Genomic DNA, 19185 nt, shown 5'->3' with positions numbered 1-19185 from the left:
ACGGGTGGCCATCCTGTCCAGGCAGTGTCTCGCAACTGTCCTCTTCTGGATGCGGGAAATTGCCGATACCGCTGTGACAGGGTGGCGTCATAGCCAACGGCGGGCGCATAATGTAACGATACGGTCGTCTTGTCGGCCGATCCACCATCCGTCGCCAGCCTGCCCGGGGCCGCTTTGTTCGACATCCGTCTGCCCTCCGCACTTGTCCAGTCCGTGCTGGATGCCTTGCCGACGCCGGTCTTCTTCAAGGACCGGAGCGGCCGGTATCAGGGTTGCAACCGGGCCTTCACCGAGTTGATGGGCAAGCAGCCGGGCGAGCTGATCGGCCTGACGGTGTACGACCTCTCTCCGCCGGACCTGGCCCGCATCTACGAAGAAGCCGACGAGGCCCTGATGCGCAGCGGCGGCGAGCAGCGTTACGAGACCCAGGTGCAGCGCCCGGACGGGCAGCGCCGCCACGTGCTGTTCTACAAGGCCGCGGTGCGCGACGAGCACGGCGAGGTCTGCGGCCTGGTCGGCACCATCCTCGACATCACCGAGCGCAAGGACCTGGAGCGGCGGCTGTCCGACCTGGCCGACCTCGATGCCCTGACCGGCCTGTTCAACCGCCGCGCCATCCTGAGCCATCTCGAAGGCCTGCATGCCGACCGCCGGCAGCAACGCCTGCCGCTGTGCCTGCTGATGGTCGATGTCGACCATTTCAAATCGATCAACGACCGCTTCGGCCACGCCATCGGCGACGAGGCCCTGGTCCGCGTCGCTTCCTGCCTGCGGCAGAACCTGCGCGACGGCGATCGCGTGGGCCGCATCGGCGGCGAAGAGTTCCTGGTGGTGCTGGGCAGTACCGAGCTCGAAGATGCGCAGGGCGTGGCCGAGCGCCTGCGCCTGGTGGTCGCGCAGACCTGCGTCGACACGCTGGACGGTCCGCTGCGGCTGACGGTCAGCATCGGTCTGGCGCGCAGCCTGCCCGACGAGGACTGGGCCCAGGTGCTGGGCCGGGCCGATGAAGGCCTGTACGCGGCTAAGCGCACGGGCCGCGACCGGGTGGTCGTGGCCCCGAATGAGGGCCGCCACCTGCTGCACAAGGACTGGCGCCGAGCGTGACGCCGGCGGGCCTCAGGGCCCCTGGAAGCCGCCCTGGCGGAAGGTCAGCACGAGCGTGTCGCGCCAACCGTGGTCGCCCAGCGGCTGGATGGGCGTGGACTCGTGGATCACCCGTTCGTCGTCGATCAGCATGAGGCTCCACGGCTCATTGAGCGTGAAGCGCACACCGTGCGGGCCATCGGCTTCGAACACGCGGGTTTCGCCCCCTTTGATGTCATGCCGCTCGAGCATGAAGACGGCCACGAAGTCGACGCCGTCGCGGTGCGCGCCTTCCGGCGTGGGGCGGCCGATACCGCCGGTGGTGTCCACGCGGAACTGGTGGGCCTCGATGTACCAGCGATCGACCGGCTTGACCTGGGCCAGCAGCTGGCCGGTCTGCTTCAGCAGCGCCTGCCACAGCGGGTGCGTGCTCACGGCGGGCGTCACCGGTTCGAACCAGCGCTCAAAACCCCCATGCAGGGCGTTGTACGTCACGGGCTGCCAGTGGGCCCGGTGCGGCACCTGGACGAGATCACCGGCGGCGGTGTCCAGCGTGTAGCAGCTGTGGCGGCGGAAGCGGTAGCGCCCGCCATCCTTCAGATGCTGGTCGGGCGGCAGGTCGTTCCAGCTGGTGTGCACCGCGTCGGCCGCGGCCGCGTCGGTGTGCAGCCAGTCCAGCAGCACGGCAGGGCGGATCAGGGCCCAGCCCTGTTGACGCAGGGCATCCGGAACCAGGTCGAAAGAGGTCGAGGTCAGCGCTTCCATAAGACCGCGATGGTCTCACAGTCCACCGCGCCCCCGTGGCGTCAGGGCGGCGTCACGGGCCTGCCGCTGCACAAGGCTTGCGCTGCAGCAAGCCGGCCCGCGCAGGTGTCGGGTGCCGGCTGCCGTGCCCGCCTCACTCGGCCTGGACCGGCCGCGATTTGCCTTCCCGGTCGATCGCGACGTAGGTGACGTGGGCTTCGGTGACCTTCACCAGGATCGGGTCGGTGGGCTGGCGTTCGGCCCAGACCTCGACGTGCACCTTCATCGAGGTGCGGCCGACCGATTCGATGCGGGCGTAGAACGACAGCAGGTCGCCCACCGACACCGCATTGCGGAAAACAAACTCGTTGACGGCGATGGTCGCGACACGGCCGCGCGAGATGCGACCGGGCAGCACGCACCCGGCCAGATCGACCTGGGCCATGATCCAGCCGCCGAAGATGTCGCCGTTGCCGTTGGCGTCCTTGGGCATGGGCATGACCCGCATCACCAGCTCCATGTCGGGGTGCAGTTCGGGCGGGGTCAGAAGGGTGTTGGGGCGAGGGACAACGGTCATGGGCAATCGGGCAGACAATCTGCTTCTTCGGTCTGATCCGTGATTGTTCCAGAATGCGCCGTTACGCACACGTTCCCGCCGCCGACGCCCCTGCCGGCGCTGCTCCCGTCGCCCAGCATGGCGAGCGCCAGACGCTGGCCCGTCTGTGGCCCTATCTGTGGGCCTACAAGGGGCGGGTGCTGCTGGCGCTGGCCTTCATGGTGGGCGCCAAGCTGGCCAACGTGGGCGTGCCGGTGGTGCTCAAGAACCTGGTCGATCGTCTGGCGCCGGACGCGAGCAGCCCGCAAGCCCTGCTGGCCGTGCCGGCGGGCCTGTTGCTGGGCTACGGGCTGCTGAGGCTGTCGACCTCGGTGTTCACCGAGCTGCGGGAGCTGGTGTTTGCGAAGGCCACCGAGGGCGCCGCGCGTCGCATCTCGCTCGAGGTGTTCTCGCACCTGCATGCCCTGAGCCTGCGCTTCCACCTCGAGCGCCAGACCGGCGGCATGACGCGTGACATCGAGCGCGGCACCCGGGCCGTGCACTCGCTGATCTCCTACTCGCTCTACAGCATCGTTCCCACGCTGATCGAGGTGGCGCTGGTGCTGACGCTGCTGGGCACGAAGTTCGACATGGCCTTTGTGTGGATCACCGTGGTGGCGCTGGTGGGGTATGTGGCGTTCACGGTGGGGGTGACGAGCTGGCGCACGCGCTTTCGCCGCGAAATGAACGAGCTGGACTCGAAGGCCCACACGCGCGCGGTCGATTCGCTGCTGAACTACGAGACCGTCAAGTATTTCAACAACGAGGCCTTCGAAGGCCGGCGTTACGACGAGGCACTCGAGCGCCTGCGCAAGGTCGCGGTGCGCACGCAGCAGACGCTGTCGCTGCTGAATGCCGGGCAGCAGACCATCATCGCGACAGCCCTGATCGTGATGCTGTGGCGCGCCACGCAGGGGGTGGTCGATGGCCGCATGACGGTGGGCGACCTGGTCATGGTCAATGCCTTCATGATCCAGCTGTACATCCCGCTGAACTTCCTGGGCGTGATCTACCGCGAGATCAAGCAGTCGCTGACCGACCTCGACAAGATGTTCACGCTGATGGCGCGCGAGCGCGAGGTGGCCGATGCCGCCGACGCCCGCCCGCTGCTGCTCAAGGACCAGCAGGCCCCGGCCGTGCGCTTCGACCACGTGCAGTTTGCCTACGATCCGGCGCGGCCCATCCTGCACGACGTGAGCTTCGAGATCCCCGGTGGGCAGACGGTGGCCGTGGTGGGGCCGTCGGGCTCGGGGAAGTCGACACTGGCGCGCCTGCTGTACCGCTTCTACGACGTGCAGAGCGGGCGCATCACCGTCAATGGCCATGACGTGCGCAGCCTGACGCAGGACAGCCTGCGCCGCCACATCGGCATCGTGCCGCAGGACACCGTGCTGTTCAATGACACCGTGGCCTACAACATCGCCTATGGCCGGCCCGACGCGTCGCGCGACGAGGTCGAGCAGGCGGCGAAGGCCGCGCACATCCACGATTTCATCACCGCCACGCCCGGGGGCTACGACACCATGGTGGGCGAGCGGGGCCTGAAACTGTCGGGCGGTGAAAAGCAGCGCGTGGCCATTGCCCGCACGCTGCTGAAGAACCCGCCCATCCTCGTGTTCGACGAGGCGACCTCGGCGCTCGATTCCGCGAACGAGCGCGCCATCCAGGCCGAGCTGGCGGCCGTCGGCCAGGGCAAGACGGTGCTCGTGATCGCGCACCGGCTGTCGACCATCGTGCACGCGCACGAGATCCTGGTGATGGAGCAGGGCCGCATCATCGAACGCGGCACCCACCCGCAGCTGCTGGCCGCCAACGGCCGCTATGCGCAGATGTGGCGGCTGCAGCAGGCCGGCGGCGAAGGCTGACGCGGTCGGGGCTGTCAGTCGGGCTTGACCTGGATGAAGGGCACGGTGCCCCCGGTCACGTTGGGCAGCTTGCCGTCCCACTTGCGGATGGCCTCGCGTTCGTTCTCGACCTTGCGCAACTCCAGCAGCTCGCGTGTGACCTGCTGACGCTGCAGGGCCAGCGCATCGGCTTCGGCCTTGGCCGAGGCCACCTTCTGCTTGGCTTCCACCTCGATGCGCTGCAGGTCGCGTTCGGCCTTGAGCTTTTCCTGCTCGGCCTTGACCTTGGCCTCGATGGCCTCGGCAAACGAGCGCGAAAACGCGAAGTTCACGATGGCGAATTCGTCGAGGACGAGGCCGTGGCGTTCCATCTTCTGCTTGAGCAGGCCGCCGATGGCATCGCGCACCTCGGTGCGGCGTGTGACCAGCTCCTCGGCCGTGAAGCGCGCGGTGACGGCCTTCACGGCCTCCTGCGCGGCCGGGATGATGATGCGGTCGGCCGCGATGTCGGTGCTCGGCCCGATCGAGCGGAACACGTCCACCACCCGGCGCGGGTCGAGGTGGTAGTTGATGGCGATGCGCGTGTGCACCGACTGCAGGTCGCGCGAGGCCGCGTCGCCTTCACCTTCGCCCTTCTGGATGCGCACGTCCATCAGATGCATGGACTGCGCCAGCGGCACCTTGAAGTGGATGCCGGGCTCGTAGACGGCGTCGTCGGGCTTGCCGAAGGTGGTCTTGACACCGCGCTCGCCGGCGGTGATGACGACCACAGGGTTGAGGAGAGACAGCGCGAAGAGCGCGCCGCCGATGTACAGCGCGCCCTTGAGCACCGGGCCCACGCGGGATGGAGAAGAAAGCGAGGTCATGGTCCTTCCTGATGCAGCCGCTCGGATGGCGGCCTGGCCAGCATCGTAATGGCTGCGCGGGCCGGCGGCGGTGCGAAAATAGCGGCCGATTCCACACCCGTACCCGCTCTGCCATGACCGACACCGCGCCCGCCACGCTGACCCTGACCCGCCCCGACGACTGGCACCTGCACGTGCGCGATGGCGCGGCCATGGCTTCGGTCGTGCCGGCCACGGCGGCGCAGTTCGCCCGCGCCATCATCATGCCCAACCTGCGTCCGCCGATCACGACGGCCGAGCAGGCCGTGGCCTACCGCGACCGCATCCGCGCGGCGGTGCCGGCCGGTGTGGCCTTCGAGCCGCTGATGGTGCTCTACCTGACGGACAACACCCCGGCCGACGAGGCGGCCCGCGCCAAGGCCATGGGCGCCGTGGCCTTCAAGCTCTACCCGGCCGGCGCCACCACCAACAGCGATGCCGGCGTGACCGACCTGCGCACGACCTACAAGGTGCTGGAAGCCATGCAGCGCGAGGGCCTGGTGCTGTGCGTGCACGGCGAGGTGACCGACAGCGAGGTCGACGTGTTCGACCGCGAGAAGGCCTTCATCGACGACAAGCTGATCCCGCTGCGCCGTGACTTCCCCGAGCTGAAGATCGTGTTCGAGCACATCACGACCAAGGAGGCCGCGCAGTACGTGACCGAGGCCGACCGCTTCGTGGGCGCCACCATCACCCCGCAGCACCTGCTGTACAACCGCAACGCCATCTTCATGGGCGGCGTGCGCCCGCACTACTACTGCCTGCCCATCCTGAAGCGCGAAGAGCACCGCCTGGCTCTGGTGCAGGCCGCGACGAGCGGCAGCCCCAAGTTCTTCCTGGGCACCGACAGCGCGCCGCACGCCTCGCACCTGAAGGAGCACAGCTCCGGCTGCGCCGGCTGCTACACCGCGCCGTGTGCCATCGAGCTGTATGCGGAAGCCTTCGAAGCCGCCGGTGCGCTCGACAAGCTGGAGGGCTTTGCCAGCTTCTTCGGCCCGGATTACTACGGGCTGCCGCGCAACACCGACCGCATCACGCTGGCGCGAGAAGACTGGGTGGTGCCGGAAAGCCTGCCCTTCGGCGAGGCGGTCATCAAGCCGCTGCGTGGCGGCGAGACGCTGCGCTGGCGTCTGCGCTGACGTTCCGTTCGTGTCTGACAGCGTACCCCGGGGGCTCAGGGGCCCTCGTTCGGGCCGGGTGGGGTGCGGGCGGCCCGCTCTGCCCGCAGGGCATGGACTTCGTTGCGCAGGCCGCTGATTTCTTCGCGCAGTGAGCGGATCTGCGTGTGCATGTCGCGCAGGATGTCGCGCTCGACCTTGCGTTCTTGCGTGCCCACGAACATCGCGGCGATGCTGGCCGTGACCAGCGACAGCAGGCCGTAGCCCAGCAGCACCACGAACACCGAAAACACACGCGAGGCCGTGCTGGTCGGCACGACGTCGCCATAGCCCACCGTGGCGGCGGTCGAGAAGGCCAGCCACAGCCCTTCGTGCAAGGAGCTGACGCCCGGATCGAGCCAGTAGAAGCCGATGCCGCACAGGCCGATGACGGTGGCGCCCATGGCGAGCAGCCGCGCCAGCCCCGTCTCGGTGAACAGCGGCTTGCTGATCTTCAGCAGCCGATAGAGCATCAGCACCGCGATGGCCAGACGCCAGATCAGCGCCGGCTCGGACTCGTTGCTCTGCGGCAGCACGGCGTTGAGCAACAGGGCCCCGCCCAGAAACCAGTCGAGCCGCAACTCCATGGGGTGGTGACCCCACACACTGCTGTGCTCGTCCGGCGCAGTCCCCCGCAAGCGGACCGCCCGCCGCACCCGCCACGCCGACACCAGCACCACCGTGCCACTGAGCAGGTACATCCACGTCGCCCAGGTGGCCGGCGTCGGCATCATCGAGTCGTAGAAGGCCGGCACGCTGGCGATCAGGGCGATCAGCATCGGCCACGGAGAATGGGCCGCGTCGAAGCGGCCGAAGCGTCTGGGCATGGCGTAGCCGGGCGCGGGGGCCCGGAAAGGCTGCAGAGGCGGATGTCAGGCGGGCAGGAAGCCCTCGACCGACAGGTAGCGTTCGCCCGTGTCGTAGCAGAAGCCGAGCACGCGGGCGCCTTCCGGCAACTCGGGCAGCTTCTGCGCGATCGCCGCCAGCGTGGCCCCCGACGAGATGCCGACCAGCATGCCCTCTTCGCGCGCCGCACGGCGGCCGTACTCACGGGCGTCTTCGGCATCGACCTGGATCACGCCGTCGAGCAGGTCGGTGTGCAGGTTGACCGGGACGAAACCGGCGCCGATGCCCTGGATGGGGTGCGGTGCCGGGCTGCCGCCCGAGATCACGGGCGAGGCCTTGGGCTCGACCGCGAACACCTTGAGCTTCGGCCAGGCGGCCTTGAGGATCTTGGCGCAGCCCGTCAGGTGGCCACCGGTGCCCACGCCGGTGATCAGCGCGTCCAGGCCCTCGGGGAAGTCGGCCAGGATCTCCTGGGCGGTGGTGCGTTCGTGCACGGCGATGTTGGCCGGGTTCTCGAACTGCTGCGGCATCCAGGCGCCGGGTGTGGAGGCGACCAGTTCCTTGGCGCGCTCGATCGCGCCCTTCATGCCTTTTTCGCGCGGGGTCAGGTCGAACTGCGCGCCATAGGCCAGCATCAGGCGGCGACGTTCGATGGACATGCTGTCCGGCATGACCAGGATCAGGCGGTAGCCCTTGACCGCGGCCACCATGGCCAGGCCGATGCCCGTGTTGCCGGAGGTCGGCTCGACGATGGTGCCGCCGGGCTGCAGTGCGCCGCTGCGCTCGGCGTCTTCCACCATGGCCAGGGCAATGCGGTCCTTGATCGAGCCGCCCGGGTTGGCGCGCTCGGCCTTGATCCACACCTCGGGCGCCGTGCCGAACAGGCGGTTCATGCGGATATGGGGCGTGCGGCCGATGGTGTCGAGGATGGATGAGGCTTTCATGGTGGTTCTCTCCGCGGTCACAAAGACCTTATGCACAAAGCGACCAAGAGCATACGACGCCGGGCGGGCAGAATGCGGGCCATGTTGCAATCACTGATGTGGTCGCTGGGTGGTCGGCCCGGCGCGCGAACGGGGGGGCTCTGGCTGCCGTGCCTGCTCCTGATCATGGTCGCCCTGTGGCCCTGGCGGGCGCAGGCCGAGGATTTCCTGCCTGCCGACCAGGCTTTCCGGGTGAGCGTGGGCGTGGCGGGCCCCCAGGCCGTGCGCGTCGACGTGGGCCAGGCGCCGGGCGTCTACCTGTACAAGGAACGCTTCGAAGCCCGCCTGCAGGGCGGTGAACGCGCGGCGCCGGCTGTGCTGAGCTGGCGGCTGCCCCAAGGGCAGGCCAAGCACGACCCGACCTTCGACAAGGTGATGGAGGTCTACCACGGCAATGTTTCGGGCGAGGTGGTGCTGCCCCAGGGGCTGCGCGGTGAGCCGCTGCTGACCATCGTCTACCAGGGCTGTGCGGATGCCGGCCTCTGCTACCCGCCGCAGACGCGGCGTTACGAACTGCAGGTGGACGAGCGGGGCGAACTGCGGGGTGTGCGCCCCGCCGGCGGGACGGTGGCCCTGGCCCCCCCCGGCGCGCGCCTGCTGGGCTCAGCCAGCGTCGAGCGGCCCCCGCTGCCCGCGACGCCGACCGTGCCCGCGGCCGCGGCCGAGGGCGGCGACCAGGTCAGCCGCGCGCTGGCTTCGGGCAGCCTGCTGACCATCGTGCCGGTGTTCCTGCTGGCGGGGGTGCTGCTGTCGCTCACCCCCTGCGTGTTGCCCATGGTGCCCATCCTGTCGTCCATCATCGTCGGGCAGAAGGGGCAGGTCAGCCGCGGTCGGGGCTTTGCCCTGGCGCTCAGCTATTCGCAAGGCATGGCGCTGGTCTACACGGCGCTGGGGGTGGCCGCCGGGCTGCTGGGCCAGGGCCTCGCGGCCTATCTTCAGCATCCTTGGGTGGTGCTGGGCTTCGGCGCGCTGATGGTGCTGCTGGCGCTGTCGATGTTCGGCCTGTACGAGCTGCGCCTGCCCGCGGCGGTGCAGAGCTGGCTCGGCGAGGGATCGAGCCGGCTGCCCGGCGGGCGCTTCATCAGCGTGTTCGCCATGGGTGTGGTCTCGGCGTTGATCGTGAGCCCCTGCGTGTCGGCGCCGCTGGCCGGGGCGCTGCTCTACATCAGCCAGACGCGCGACGTGTGGCTGGGCGGCGGCGCACTGTACGCCATGGCCTGGGGCATGAGCGTGCCGCTGCTGCTGGTCGGGTTGTCGGCGGGTACGCTGCTGCCGCGCACGGGGCCCTGGATGAAGGCGGTCAAGGCGCTGTTCGGTGTGCTGATGCTGGTGATGGCGGCGTGGATCACGCGCCCGGCCTGGCCGGTGCTGGTGGCGCAGGTCATGGGCCAGCAGGCCGCTGCCGGGGCGCACCGCAGCGTGCTGCCCTTCGAGCGGGTGCGCACCGTGGCCGAGCTGGATGCCGCTCTGGCCCGCGCCGCCGCCGAGGGGCGGCCGGTGATGCTGGACTTCTACGCCGACTGGTGCGTGTCGTGCATCGAAATGGAGCAGCTGACCTTCCGCGATCCCGGCGTGCGACCGCGCCTGGAGCGTGCCGTGTTGCTGCAGGCCGATGTGACGGCCAACAACGACGATGACCGCGCCCTGCTGGCCCGCTTCCAGCTGTTCGGGCCGCCGGGCATCCTGTTCTGGAACGCGCAGGGGCAGCCGGTGCCGGCCGCACGGGTCGTCGGCTTCCAGAAGCCGGACGTGTTCGCCGTGGCCCTGCAGCAGGCCGGATTGTGAGCATGCACCCCGATGCCCGGGCCCTGTGGCGGGCCCCGATGTGGCTGCTGTCGGTGCTGCTGGCTGCGCTCGGCATGCTGGGCCCGTTCGCGGTCGACACCTACCTGCCGGCGTTTTCCGGCATCGCGGCCGACCTGCAGGCCACGCCGGTGCAGATCCAGCAGACGCTGTCCGCCTACCTGTTCGCCTTCGCCTTCATGAGCCTGTTCCACGGCTCGCTGTCCGACAGCCTGGGCCGCCGGCCGGTCGTGCTGACCGGCATTGCGGTGTTCACGCTCGCTTCGGCCGGGTGCGCGCTGTCGACGAGCATCGGGCAGCTGGTGTTCTTCCGCGCCCTGCAGGGGCTGTCCACTGGCGCGGGCATCGTGGTGTCGCGTGCCGTCATCCGCGATCTGTTTCCGCCGGCCGACGCGCAGCGGGTGATGTCGCAGGTGACGCTGTTCTTCGGCATCGCGCCGGCCATCGCCCCGGTGATCGGCGGCTTTCTGTTCGCCCACCTGGGCTGGCACGCGGTGTTCTGGTTCCTGACGGGCGTGGGCGTCGTGCTGTGGGTGGCCAACTGGCGGCTGTTGCCCGAGTCGCTCCACTCCGCGCACCGGCAGCCTTTCGTGCTGGGCAACCTGATGCGGGGCTATGTGGCCATCGGCACGAGCCCGCGTTTCCTGTTGCTGGCGCTGGCCAGCGGGGTGCCGTTCAACGGCATGTTCCTCTATGTGCTGGCTGCGCCGGCGTTTCTGGGCGAGCACCTGAAGCTGGCGCCCACCGAGTTCTTCTGGTTCTTTCTGTGCACCATCAGCGGCATCATGGGCGGCGCGTGGATCAGCGGGCGGCTGGCCGGGCGCATCGAGCGCGACCGCCAGATTCGCATCGGCCTGGGCGTGATGCTGACGGTGTCGGTGCTCAACCTGGTGGCCAATGTGCTGTGGGCGGCGCACGTGAGCTGGTCGCTGATCCCGATCGGGCTATATGCGCTCGGTTGGGCGATGATGACGCCGGTTGTCACGCTGATGGTGCTGGATCTCTACCCGGATCGCCGGGGCATGGCGGCCTCGATGCAGGCCTTTGTGGGGGCGTTGTCCAACGGCGTGGTGGCCGGTGTGGTGGTGCCGCTGGTCATGCACGACACGGTGGCCCTCGCCGTGGCCTCGTTGCTGCTGATGCTGGTGGGCCTCTTTGCCTGGGGCGCCTTGCAGCGCCACGGACTGCGGCGATAATGCGCGGGTGAAGTCGGCCAGACCGCCGCTGGTGCAAGGCCCGAAAGGGCGCACTGGAGGAAGGTCCGGACTGCACAGGGCAGCGTAGGAGGTAACACCTCTCCACCGCGAGGTGAGGATCAGAGCAACAGAGACGAGCCGATTCAGTTCGGGTGAAACGGGCAATCTCTACGCGCAGCAACACCAAATAGGCACACGACGACCTGGCCCGGGGAGTGTGCGGGTAGGTGGCACCGAGCCGCTCTGGCGACAGGCGGCCCAGAGGAATGGCGGTCACGGTCCAGCGTCGCGAGACACGGGACTGCACAGAATCCGGCCTATCGGCCGACTTCACACTTATTTCACGATGCGGGGCGCCAGGGGCGCCTTGTCGCACTGCGGGATTCAAGTTGCCGGCGGGCTGTCCGACAACCTGGGGAGACCCTTCTTGCGTCCCCGCCATGCCCGCATCCGATGCCCGCCCTGCGCTCCAGCGCGTCAAACACTACGTCAGCCTGCTGACCTTGTCTGTCGGCCTCTCCTATGCGGCCGACGCCCATGCGGCCGGCAGCGCCCATGGAGAAGCCAAGGCCGACGCCGCGTCCCGACCCGAGGCCGCGGCCAGCAGCAATGTCTCGATGACTGAATTGCGGGACATGATCGACCAGAAAATCTCGGAGGTGCGGGCACGCCGCGAGGCGCCCGCGGTGGTCCGCGTGCAGAGCCGCGGCCCCCGCGCGAGCAAGCCCGCCGCTGGCGCCACCGCCGCCGTGCCCGCCGGCCATGCCGCGTCCGGTGGGGCGGCGCTGGACCCGCACGGACACGAGGTGCATTGGGCCTACAGCGGGGCCACCGGCCCCGAAAACTGGGGGCAGCTCAAGCCCGAGTTCCGCCAGTGCATGCTGGGCAAGCGCCAGAGCCCGATCGACATCCGGGACGGCATCCCCGTCGAGCTGGACCCGATTGCCTTCGACTACCGGCCGACGGCCTTCCGCGTGATCGACAACGGCCACACGGTGCAGGTGAACGTCGATGCCGGCAACGGCATCACCGTGAGTGGCCGGCGCTACGAGCTGGTGCAGTTTCACTTTCATCGGCCCAGCGAAGAGCGCATCAACGGCCGGCAGTTCGACATGAGCGCTCACCTCGTCCACAAGGACCCGGAGGGCCGGTTGGCCGTGGTGGCCGTGCTGTTGAATGCGGGCCCGGCCAATCCGGTGGTGCAGCAGGTGTGGAACAACCTGCCGCTGGAGAAAAGCCTGGAGCAGGCCGCCATGCAGCCCATCGATCTGAACCGCCTGCTGCCCGAGGCCCGGCAGTACTACACGTACATGGGGTCGCTCACCACGCCGCCCTGCTCGGAAGGGGTGTTGTGGCTGGTGATGAAGCAGCCCGCCGGGGTGTCGCGCGAGCAGGTGCAGGTCTTCAGCCGGCTCTACCCGATGAACGCCCGGCCGGTGCAGGCGGCCTCCGGTCGGCTGATCAAGGACGGTCAGTGAGCGTCAATACACGCGTCCGCCCTTGATCTGAGCGTGCGTCCGGCGGCTGAGGTCCGTCATCCGGGCCATCTGAGCCATGGCGTGGCCCGCATGGGCATGGCAGATGGCCAGCCCGAGCGCGTCGGCGGCGTCGTTGTGGGGCTCGCGTGGCAGATCCAGCAGCCGCATCACCATGTGCCGGATCTGCGCCTTGGCCGCGTGACCGTGGCCGACCACGGCCTTTTTCATCTGCAGCGCCGTGTACTCGGACACCTTGGGTGAGGTGTCGGACGACAGCAGGCCGGCGATGGCGGCCCCCCGCGCCTGCCCCAGCAACAGCGTGGACTGCGGGTTCACGTTCACGAAGACGATTTCCACCGAGGCGTCTGTCGGCTGATAGCGGGCCACCACCTCGCGGACCCCTTCGAAGATCAGCCGCAAACGGTTCGGGAGGTCGCCCTGGGCCGCTTCTTTCGTTCGTATCGTGCCGCTGGCCACGTAATGGAGCTTCGGCCCGTCCGTTTCCACGACCCCGAACCCGGTGGTCTGCAGGCCCGGGTCGATGCCCAGAATGCGCATGCTCATGGTGTTTCCGATTTTCCGGGGGTTGGATGTTGTGCTGTCGCATCACCCCCGCGTGAGATGGCGCTTACGGGGGGAGGAAGGTGCAGAAATCCGGTCTTTTGCACTTCTTGTGGCGGGAAAGAGCTCCATACACTTTCATCACGTGAGAGCGTCATAGGGGATTTTCAGATGCGGGCAGACAAGGGGCTGGGCCGGTGCCGGCAGGCCTGTGTCGGCCCGGGTGCTGGCGGGTTCACGGTGATCGAACTGATGGTCGTGCTGGCCGTGACCGTCATTCTGATGGCTGTGGCGGCTCCTGCCTTTCAGCCGATCGTGCAGCAGAACCGGACCCTGACCGAAATGAATGCATTGACCGCCAGCATGCGGGTGGCGCGGGCCGAGGCCATGCGCCAGGGCCTGCCTGTGACGGTGTGTGCGTCGTCGAACGGCACCAGCTGTTCGGGGCGTTCGGCCTGGGAGTCGGGCTGGATCGCCTTCGTCGACCGCGATGCGAATCAGGCGGTGGACACGGTCGACCTGGTGCTTCGCGTTCAAAGCGGGTTTTCGGGGGGCGACAGCATGGCGGCCAGCAACAGCGTGGCGGCCGTCACCTTCAGCCGGGATGGCTTCGCATTCAATCTCGGGGCGGCCGTGACGTGGACGATCCGCACCAGCCCCGTGAGCCAGAATGCCACCCGGTGCCTGGTGTTGAGTCGGGGCGGCCGGCTGCAGGAGCTGGCCTATGACGGGCAGCAGTGCACATGATGACGTCCGCCCGCCCCCCTCGCCCCGGGCAGGCCGGTTACGCCCTGCTGGAGGTCGCCGTGGCGCTGCTCGTGCTCAGCCTCGGTTTGCTGGGCGTGGCCAAGACGCAGGCCCTGATCCTCAAGAGCACGTACTCATCCGGTCAGCGGGCGCTGGTGTCGCTCGCTGCGGGCAGCCTGGCGGCCGCCCTGGAGGGCAACCCGTCCTACTGGCGGGGCGTGAGCCAGGGGCGCACGACGCCGCTGACCCTCACCGTCACACCAGGCAGCACGGGGCCCATGCTGTCGTCGTCGGATCTGACGGCGGCCACGCGCGACTGCGCGTCCAGCAGCTGCACGGCGACCGAACTCGCGGCCTACGACCTGCGTGCGTGGGCCACCAACCTGCAGTCTCAGCTCGGCGACTTCTTTCAGGGGGCCACGCTGGTTGTGCAGCCGCCTGATGCAGGGACCTCGGTGAACGTGCAGATCACGGTGCGCTGGCAGGAGAGCCTGCCGGCCATCCAGGGCAACGGTGCCGGGGTGGTGGACCAGACGCTGACCCACTATGTCCAGCCCTGATCGCCCGACCCTGCCGCCGACCCGCCTGACGCGCAGGCGGCCCGCGTCCGGCTTCACACTGGTGGAGCTGATGGTGGCCGTCGCGATCGGGCTGCTGGTGGTGTCGGCGGGCATCGGCGTCTTCGTCAACCTGAAGGCCACCTACCGTTCGCAGGACAGTCAGGCCCAACTGCAGGAGGCGCAGCGCATGGCGGTACAGATGGTCCGCACGGTGGTGCAGGCGGCAGGGTATTACATCGACCCGGCTCGCAACGCGCGTGTGGATGCCTTGCCCGCGGTGGCCGCCACCGGCGCGGTGCCGCGTTTTTCGGCGGGGCAGGCGGTGGCTGGCAAGGCCGGTTCAGGGGCCACGGGCGACACGCTGTACGTGCGTTTCCAGACGCTGTCGGGCGACGGCCTGTTCAACTGCAAGGGCGACACGAACACCGGCCCGGCGGGCACTGCCCGGCTGTACCTCAACACCTTGAGCGTCAATGCCAGCAACGAGCTGGTGTGCGAGGTGGACGACGGTGCGGCCGCCCAGCCCATTCTGGGCAATGTCCGGAGCATGGCGGTGCTGTACGGCGTGCATGAGGGCGCCGCCACCTTCGATGTGGCACGCAACGTCAGCCGCTACAAGACCGCCGCCCAGATGAGCGACGACGAGTGGCTGCGTGTCCTCACCGTGCGCATCGAGCTGACCTTCGTCGATGGACAGCGAACCTGGGTGCAGGTGATCAACCTGGCCAATTTCGTATGAAGAAGGACCTGCCTCTTGTCCGGCATGCCCGGCCGCGGTCACAGCGGGGCACGTCCCTGATCGTGTCACTGTTGCTGCTGCTGGTGGTGACGGTGCTCAGTGTTGCGATGTTCAGCAAGGTCGTGGGCGAAGAGCGCATGGCCGGCAATGTGCGGGAGCATCAGCGTGCGCTGGCCGCGGCGCAGACGGCGCTGCAGTATGCCGAGAACTGGCTCAGCGGTGTGTATACCGGCAACCTCGCCACCTGTGACGCCGGCACCGTGGCCGTGACCAGCCCCGGCCTGGTGCAGGTCTGCGACAAGCCGGTGTACGGCAGCGCGAGCACGGCCAGCGCCCAGCGGGCCATCGTCACCGAGCCGAGCAACTGGGCCACGCGTTTCACCTACCAGCCCAGCGGCATGGCCGTGGGCACGTCGGACAGCACGACCCAGCGCCATGCCCAGTTGCCCGGCTTCTACATCTCGGCCCTGGGCCTGGGACCGGACGGCCGCACGCCGCTCTACCAGGTCAGCAGCTACGGCATTGGCGGCAACGGTTCGACCATTTCGGTGGTGCAAAGCACCTATGCCCTGACCGCACAGGTCACGCCCCTGGACAACCCGTGAGATGACAACGCACATGACCCGCATCCGCACTGTTCTGCGCCCGGCGATGGTGTGCCTCGCCGTGGGGTGGCCGTTGGCGCCGCATGGCCAGCTGGTCATCAGCGACCGGTTGACCGGCGCCACCTCGTCGTACGACTGGGTGAGCCTCAATGGCGCGTGTCTGACGGCCGGCACGTACTCCGCGACCGGCACGAGTTCCATTCCCGGGTGCTCTGGCCTGCCGTACTACAGCGGCAAGACCCAGGTGGGCGGGGTCTCGGGGCGTCTTCCTGACCCGGTCGGGCAGGGGGCCTTGCGGCTGTCCAACGGTGACACCGTCAAGGATGGCAGCAACGGCAACAACCAGACCGGCGCGGTGGTGTCGAACTTCACGTTTCCTTCGGGGCAGGGCCTGCAGGTGACGTTCACCAGCGTGACCTACGGTGGCAACGCCTACAACACCACCGGTGCCGACGGCATGGTGTTCTTCCTGATGGACGGCGCCCGGTCGCCCAACGTCGGAGCCTACGGCGGCTCGCTGGGTTACAGCTGCTCGAACAACAAGGACGCTGCGGACGGGGTGCTGGGTGGCTACATCGGCCTGGGCATCGACGAGTTCGGCAACTTCTCCAATCCCGAAGACACGACCGCTTCCGGACCCGGCTTCACGCCCCGGTCCATCGTGCTGCGCGGGGGCGGCAACATCACCTGGGCCTGGCTCAATGCCAATTACCCGTCGCTTTATCCATCTGGCCTGAGCGCCAGTTCCCGGTCGGCCGCGGTCCGCAACACCTGTCGCACGGGTTATCTGTGGAACTACAACACCTGGTTTCCTGCCCAGACGTCGACACCGGTGCGCAGCTATCCGCTGATTCGCGCGCAGACTTTGCCAGCCAGCCAGCCGATTGCCAACCAGCAGGCCATCGCCTCGCCCGTGCGTGGCAACGCCATTCCGATTACCTACTCGCTCCGGTTGACGCAGTCCGGCCTGCTCAGCCTGTCCTACAGCTACAACGGGGGCGCGGCCACACCGGTCCTGACGGACCAGGCCATCACGGCGTCGAATGGCGCCTTGCCGTCCAACTTCCGATTCGGCTTCAGCGCCGGCACCGGGGGCGGCAGCAACGTCCATGAAATCACCTGCTTCAAGGCCGAGCAGATCGCCACCTCCAGCAGTTCCGGCAGCGTGAACGCCCAGCAGGCCTCACGGGTGCAGGCGGGTACGCAGGTCTACCTGGCCTACTACCACCCCACCAACAACTGGGGGCAGCTGACGGCCAACAGCCTGCTGTACGACACTTCGACCGACAGCGTCAGCCTGGCCAGCACGGCCAACTGGGACGCGCACTGCGTGCTGACGGGTGGCACCTGCCTGTCCACCGGCGGCACCACGGTGTCAGCCCAGGGCCCGACAAGCCGGGCCCTGCTGACCTGGAACGGCGCGCAAGGCATTCCTTTCCAATGGGCCAGCCTGACCAGTGCGCAGCGCAGCGCGCTCACCGCGGGCGACGCCACGGCCACGTCCGACCGGCTGAGCTACCTCCGCGGAGACCGCAGCAAGGAGATCACCTCATCGGGCACCGGCACCTTCCGCGCCCGCACCGGGGTACTGGGCGACATCCAGAACTCGAGTCCGGCCTGGGTCGGCCCGCCCACCACGAACTACCCGGACACCTGGCGTGATCGCCTGACCGGTACGCAAGGCGCCGAGACGGGCTACAGCGCCTTTCAGTCCACCTATGCCACGCGCCCCCATGTGGTGTATGTCGGCTCGAACGACGGCTGGCTGCACGGCTTCCGGGCGGGGGCTACCGATGCCAGCGGCAATTTCTCGACCACCACCACGCCGAACGACGGGCGCGAGGTGCTGGGCTACATGCCCTCGCAGGTGCTCGGCACCATCCATTCCACGACGGCATCGCTCAGCTACGCCTCGGCCAGCTACATCGACAACGCCTATGTCGACGCCACGCCGGCCACAGGCGAGATCTTCTATCGGGGCGCCTGGCGTACCTGGCTGGTCGGTGGTCTGGGGGCCGGGGGCAATGCCGGTGGGGTCATCAACAACCGCACCGCCACCGGGACCGGCACGATCTACGCGCTCGACGTGACCAACCCGTCCAGCTTCTCGGAAGCCAATGCCGCCAGCCTCGTCATCGGAGAGTGGTCCTCGGCCAGCCTCAGTTGCGTCAACGTCACCGGTTGTGGCGCACACCTGGGCAACACCTATGGCACGCCGCTGATCCGGCGCTTGCACAACGGCGAGTGGGCGCTGATCTTCGGCAACGGGCGCAACAGCGCCAACGGCGTCGCCGGCATCTTCGTCGTGACTTTCAACGCGACGTCCGGTGTGCCTTCGGTGCGCTTCCTGAGCACCGGGTACGGCCCATCCCGAGACCCGCAGGGCGCCAGCGGCAAGAACGGCATCGCCTTCGTGTCGTCGGCCGATCTCGACGGCGACCGGGTCACCGACTACCTCTATGCCGGTGATGTGTTCGGCTACGTCTGGCGCTTCGATCTGACGAGCAGCAACCCGTCGGACTGGGCGGTGCGCAGCACACCGGTGTTCTCGACCGGCGGTCTGCCGATCACCACGCGGGTGCTGGTGTCGTCGGCCCTGTCGGCCACCGGTGTACCGCGCGTCATCCTCAACGTCGGCACCGGCCAGGTTCTGCCACAGACGGCCACGGCAGGAGCTGCTTATGCCAGCGGCACGCAGTACCTGTTCGGGGTCTGGGATGCCGACATGGCGCGGTGGAACGAACTTGGCGGCGCGACCGCCCAGTACACCGGCGTCGCATCCACCGCCACCAACTATCCGACCGTGGCCACCAGCGAGCTGGTCACGCAGACCATCTCGTCCGTCACGGGCAGCAGTGGCGAGGTCAACGGGTATCGGACGGTGAGCCAGTCGGCCGTCTGCTGGCGTGGCAGCACGACCTGCACGGGCGGGACGTCCGCCAACAACCACATGGGCTGGCGCCTCGCTTTGCCGGGAACGTCCGAGCAGATCGTCTTCAACCCGGTGTTGTTCAACAGCCTGTTGGTGGCCAACACGCTGATCCCGGCCAATGACCAGCCGCTGAGTTGCACCACCACCGCCTCGGCCGGCTTCACGATGGCCATCCGGGCCGACACAGGTGCGGCCCCAGCCGCGTCGTTCTTCAGCAGCCTGACGCCCAGCAGCCTCTCCGTGCCCACCGGCGCCGTGATCGCCGGCGTGGGCCTCAACGGCACAGGCTCTCCAAGCTTCGTCACCACGCGCGGCCGCACCGTGCTGGTTCAGCAGAACAACCGGGGCACAGGCACGGCGGTGCAGGTGAACCCGAGCGCCACCGGCAAGGGGCAGCGGGTCAACTGGATCCGCGTGCGCTGAGGGCC

At 68.4% G+C, this 19185-nt stretch carries 17 protein-coding genes and 1 other RNA gene; 12 read left to right on the top strand and 6 right to left on the bottom strand.

Annotation, left to right across the window (positions count from 1 at the left end; all coding sequences use genetic code 11):
* The first annotated feature begins 129 nt into the window (after nucleotides 1–129).
* Nucleotides 130–1104, top strand: a complete 975-nt coding sequence (locus QZ709_RS03695) for a GGDEF domain-containing protein (RefSeq protein ID WP_294635988.1) — start codon at nucleotides 130–132, stop codon at nucleotides 1102–1104.
* Nucleotides 1105–1116: 12 nt separating this feature from the next.
* Here the strand turns inward: QZ709_RS03695 and QZ709_RS03690 are convergent, their stop codons facing one another.
* Together QZ709_RS03690 and QZ709_RS03685 are read right to left on the bottom strand one after the other, a co-directional pair.
* Nucleotides 1117–1848, bottom strand: a complete 732-nt coding sequence (locus QZ709_RS03690) for a 2OG-Fe dioxygenase family protein (protein WP_294635987.1) — start codon at nucleotides 1846–1848, stop codon at nucleotides 1117–1119.
* Between the two features lie 133 nt (nucleotides 1849–1981).
* Complete coding sequence (locus QZ709_RS03685; RefSeq protein ID WP_294635986.1) at nucleotides 1982–2404, bottom strand: acyl-CoA thioesterase; 423 nt, start codon at nucleotides 2402–2404, stop codon at nucleotides 1982–1984.
* A gap of 53 nt (nucleotides 2405–2457) precedes the next feature.
* On the opposite strand from QZ709_RS03685, the gene QZ709_RS03680 reads away from it, so the two are divergent.
* Nucleotides 2458–4287: an ABC transporter ATP-binding protein/permease gene (locus tag QZ709_RS03680; RefSeq protein WP_294635985.1), complete on the top strand. Its 1830-nt coding sequence runs from the start codon at nucleotides 2458–2460 to the stop codon at nucleotides 4285–4287.
* A gap of 14 nt (nucleotides 4288–4301) precedes the next feature.
* On the opposite strand, the gene QZ709_RS03675 is transcribed toward QZ709_RS03680, so the two are convergent.
* Nucleotides 4302–5132: a prohibitin family protein gene (locus tag QZ709_RS03675; RefSeq protein ID WP_294635984.1), complete on the bottom strand. Its 831-nt coding sequence runs from the start codon at nucleotides 5130–5132 to the stop codon at nucleotides 4302–4304.
* A 113-nt stretch (nucleotides 5133–5245) separates the two neighbouring features.
* On the opposite strand from QZ709_RS03675, the gene pyrC reads away from it, so the two are divergent.
* Nucleotides 5246–6289, top strand: a complete 1044-nt coding sequence (gene pyrC, locus QZ709_RS03670; protein ID WP_294635983.1) for a dihydroorotase — start codon at nucleotides 5246–5248, stop codon at nucleotides 6287–6289.
* 35 nt (nucleotides 6290–6324) lie between these two features.
* Here pyrC and QZ709_RS03665 read toward each other — a convergent pair whose 3' ends face one another.
* Nucleotides 6325–7134: a potassium channel family protein gene (locus QZ709_RS03665; RefSeq protein WP_294635982.1), complete on the bottom strand. Its 810-nt coding sequence runs from the start codon at nucleotides 7132–7134 to the stop codon at nucleotides 6325–6327.
* Nucleotides 7135–7179: 45 nt separating this feature from the next.
* The gene (gene cysK / locus QZ709_RS03660) at nucleotides 7180–8097 is read right to left on the bottom strand and encodes a cysteine synthase A (RefSeq protein ID WP_294635981.1); all 918 of its coding nucleotides are present in this window, start codon (nucleotides 8095–8097) and stop codon (nucleotides 7180–7182) included.
* 81 nt (nucleotides 8098–8178) lie between these two features.
* On the opposite strand from cysK, the gene dsbD reads away from it, so the two are divergent.
* The 4 genes from dsbD to QZ709_RS03640 all read left to right on the top strand — a co-directional run bounded on the left by dsbD (nucleotide 8179) and on the right by QZ709_RS03640 (nucleotide 12613).
* Nucleotides 8179–9921 carry a protein-disulfide reductase DsbD gene (gene dsbD, locus QZ709_RS03655; RefSeq protein WP_294635980.1) on the top strand — a complete coding sequence of 581 codons (1743 nt, stop codon included), beginning with the start codon at nucleotides 8179–8181 and terminating at the stop codon, nucleotides 9919–9921.
* A 2-nt stretch (nucleotides 9922–9923) separates the two neighbouring features.
* Nucleotides 9924–11135: a multidrug effflux MFS transporter gene (locus QZ709_RS03650; RefSeq protein ID WP_294635979.1), complete on the top strand. Its 1212-nt coding sequence runs from the start codon at nucleotides 9924–9926 to the stop codon at nucleotides 11133–11135.
* A gap of 9 nt (nucleotides 11136–11144) precedes the next feature.
* Nucleotides 11145–11471: RNase P RNA component class A (gene rnpB, locus QZ709_RS03645), an RNA gene on the top strand.
* A gap of 104 nt (nucleotides 11472–11575) precedes the next feature.
* Nucleotides 11576–12613, top strand: a complete 1038-nt coding sequence (locus tag QZ709_RS03640; RefSeq protein ID WP_294635978.1) for a carbonic anhydrase — start codon at nucleotides 11576–11578, stop codon at nucleotides 12611–12613.
* A gap of 3 nt (nucleotides 12614–12616) precedes the next feature.
* On the opposite strand, the gene ruvC is transcribed toward QZ709_RS03640, so the two are convergent.
* Nucleotides 12617–13171, bottom strand: coding sequence for a crossover junction endodeoxyribonuclease RuvC (ruvC, locus tag QZ709_RS03635; RefSeq protein ID WP_294636084.1), 555 nt, complete (start codon nucleotides 13169–13171; stop codon nucleotides 12617–12619).
* A gap of 174 nt (nucleotides 13172–13345) precedes the next feature.
* Here ruvC and QZ709_RS03630 point away from each other — a divergent pair, with 174 nt between their 5' ends.
* The 5 genes from QZ709_RS03630 to QZ709_RS03610 are packed head-to-tail and all read left to right on the top strand — an operon-like array spanning nucleotide 13346 to nucleotide 19180.
* Entirely contained in the window at nucleotides 13346–13921 is a 576-nt protein-coding gene (locus QZ709_RS03630) for a GspH/FimT family pseudopilin (RefSeq protein WP_294635977.1), read from the top strand.
* Complete coding sequence (gene pilV, locus QZ709_RS03625) at nucleotides 13918–14481, top strand: type IV pilus modification protein PilV (RefSeq protein WP_294635976.1); 564 nt, start codon at nucleotides 13918–13920, stop codon at nucleotides 14479–14481. The genes QZ709_RS03630 and pilV overlap by 4 nt, the downstream gene beginning before the upstream one ends.
* Nucleotides 14468–15220, top strand: a complete 753-nt coding sequence (locus tag QZ709_RS03620) for a PilW family protein (RefSeq protein WP_294635975.1) — start codon at nucleotides 14468–14470, stop codon at nucleotides 15218–15220. Before pilV ends, QZ709_RS03620 begins: the two co-directional genes overlap by 14 nt.
* Nucleotides 15217–15825 (top strand): PilX N-terminal domain-containing pilus assembly protein, encoded by a 609-nt coding sequence (locus QZ709_RS03615; RefSeq protein WP_294635974.1) that lies wholly within the window; start codon nucleotides 15217–15219, stop codon nucleotides 15823–15825. The genes QZ709_RS03620 and QZ709_RS03615 overlap by 4 nt, the downstream gene beginning before the upstream one ends.
* Nucleotides 15826–15838: 13 nt before the next feature.
* Complete coding sequence (locus tag QZ709_RS03610; protein WP_294635973.1) at nucleotides 15839–19180, top strand: PilC/PilY family type IV pilus protein; 3342 nt, start codon at nucleotides 15839–15841, stop codon at nucleotides 19178–19180.
* Nucleotides 19181–19185 lie beyond the last annotated feature (5 nt).

Source organism: uncultured Aquabacterium sp. (genome assembly GCF_913773725.1).
Lineage (GTDB): Bacteria > Pseudomonadota > Gammaproteobacteria > Burkholderiales > Burkholderiaceae_C > Aquabacterium.
This window is presented reverse-complemented; position numbering and strand designations above follow the sequence as displayed.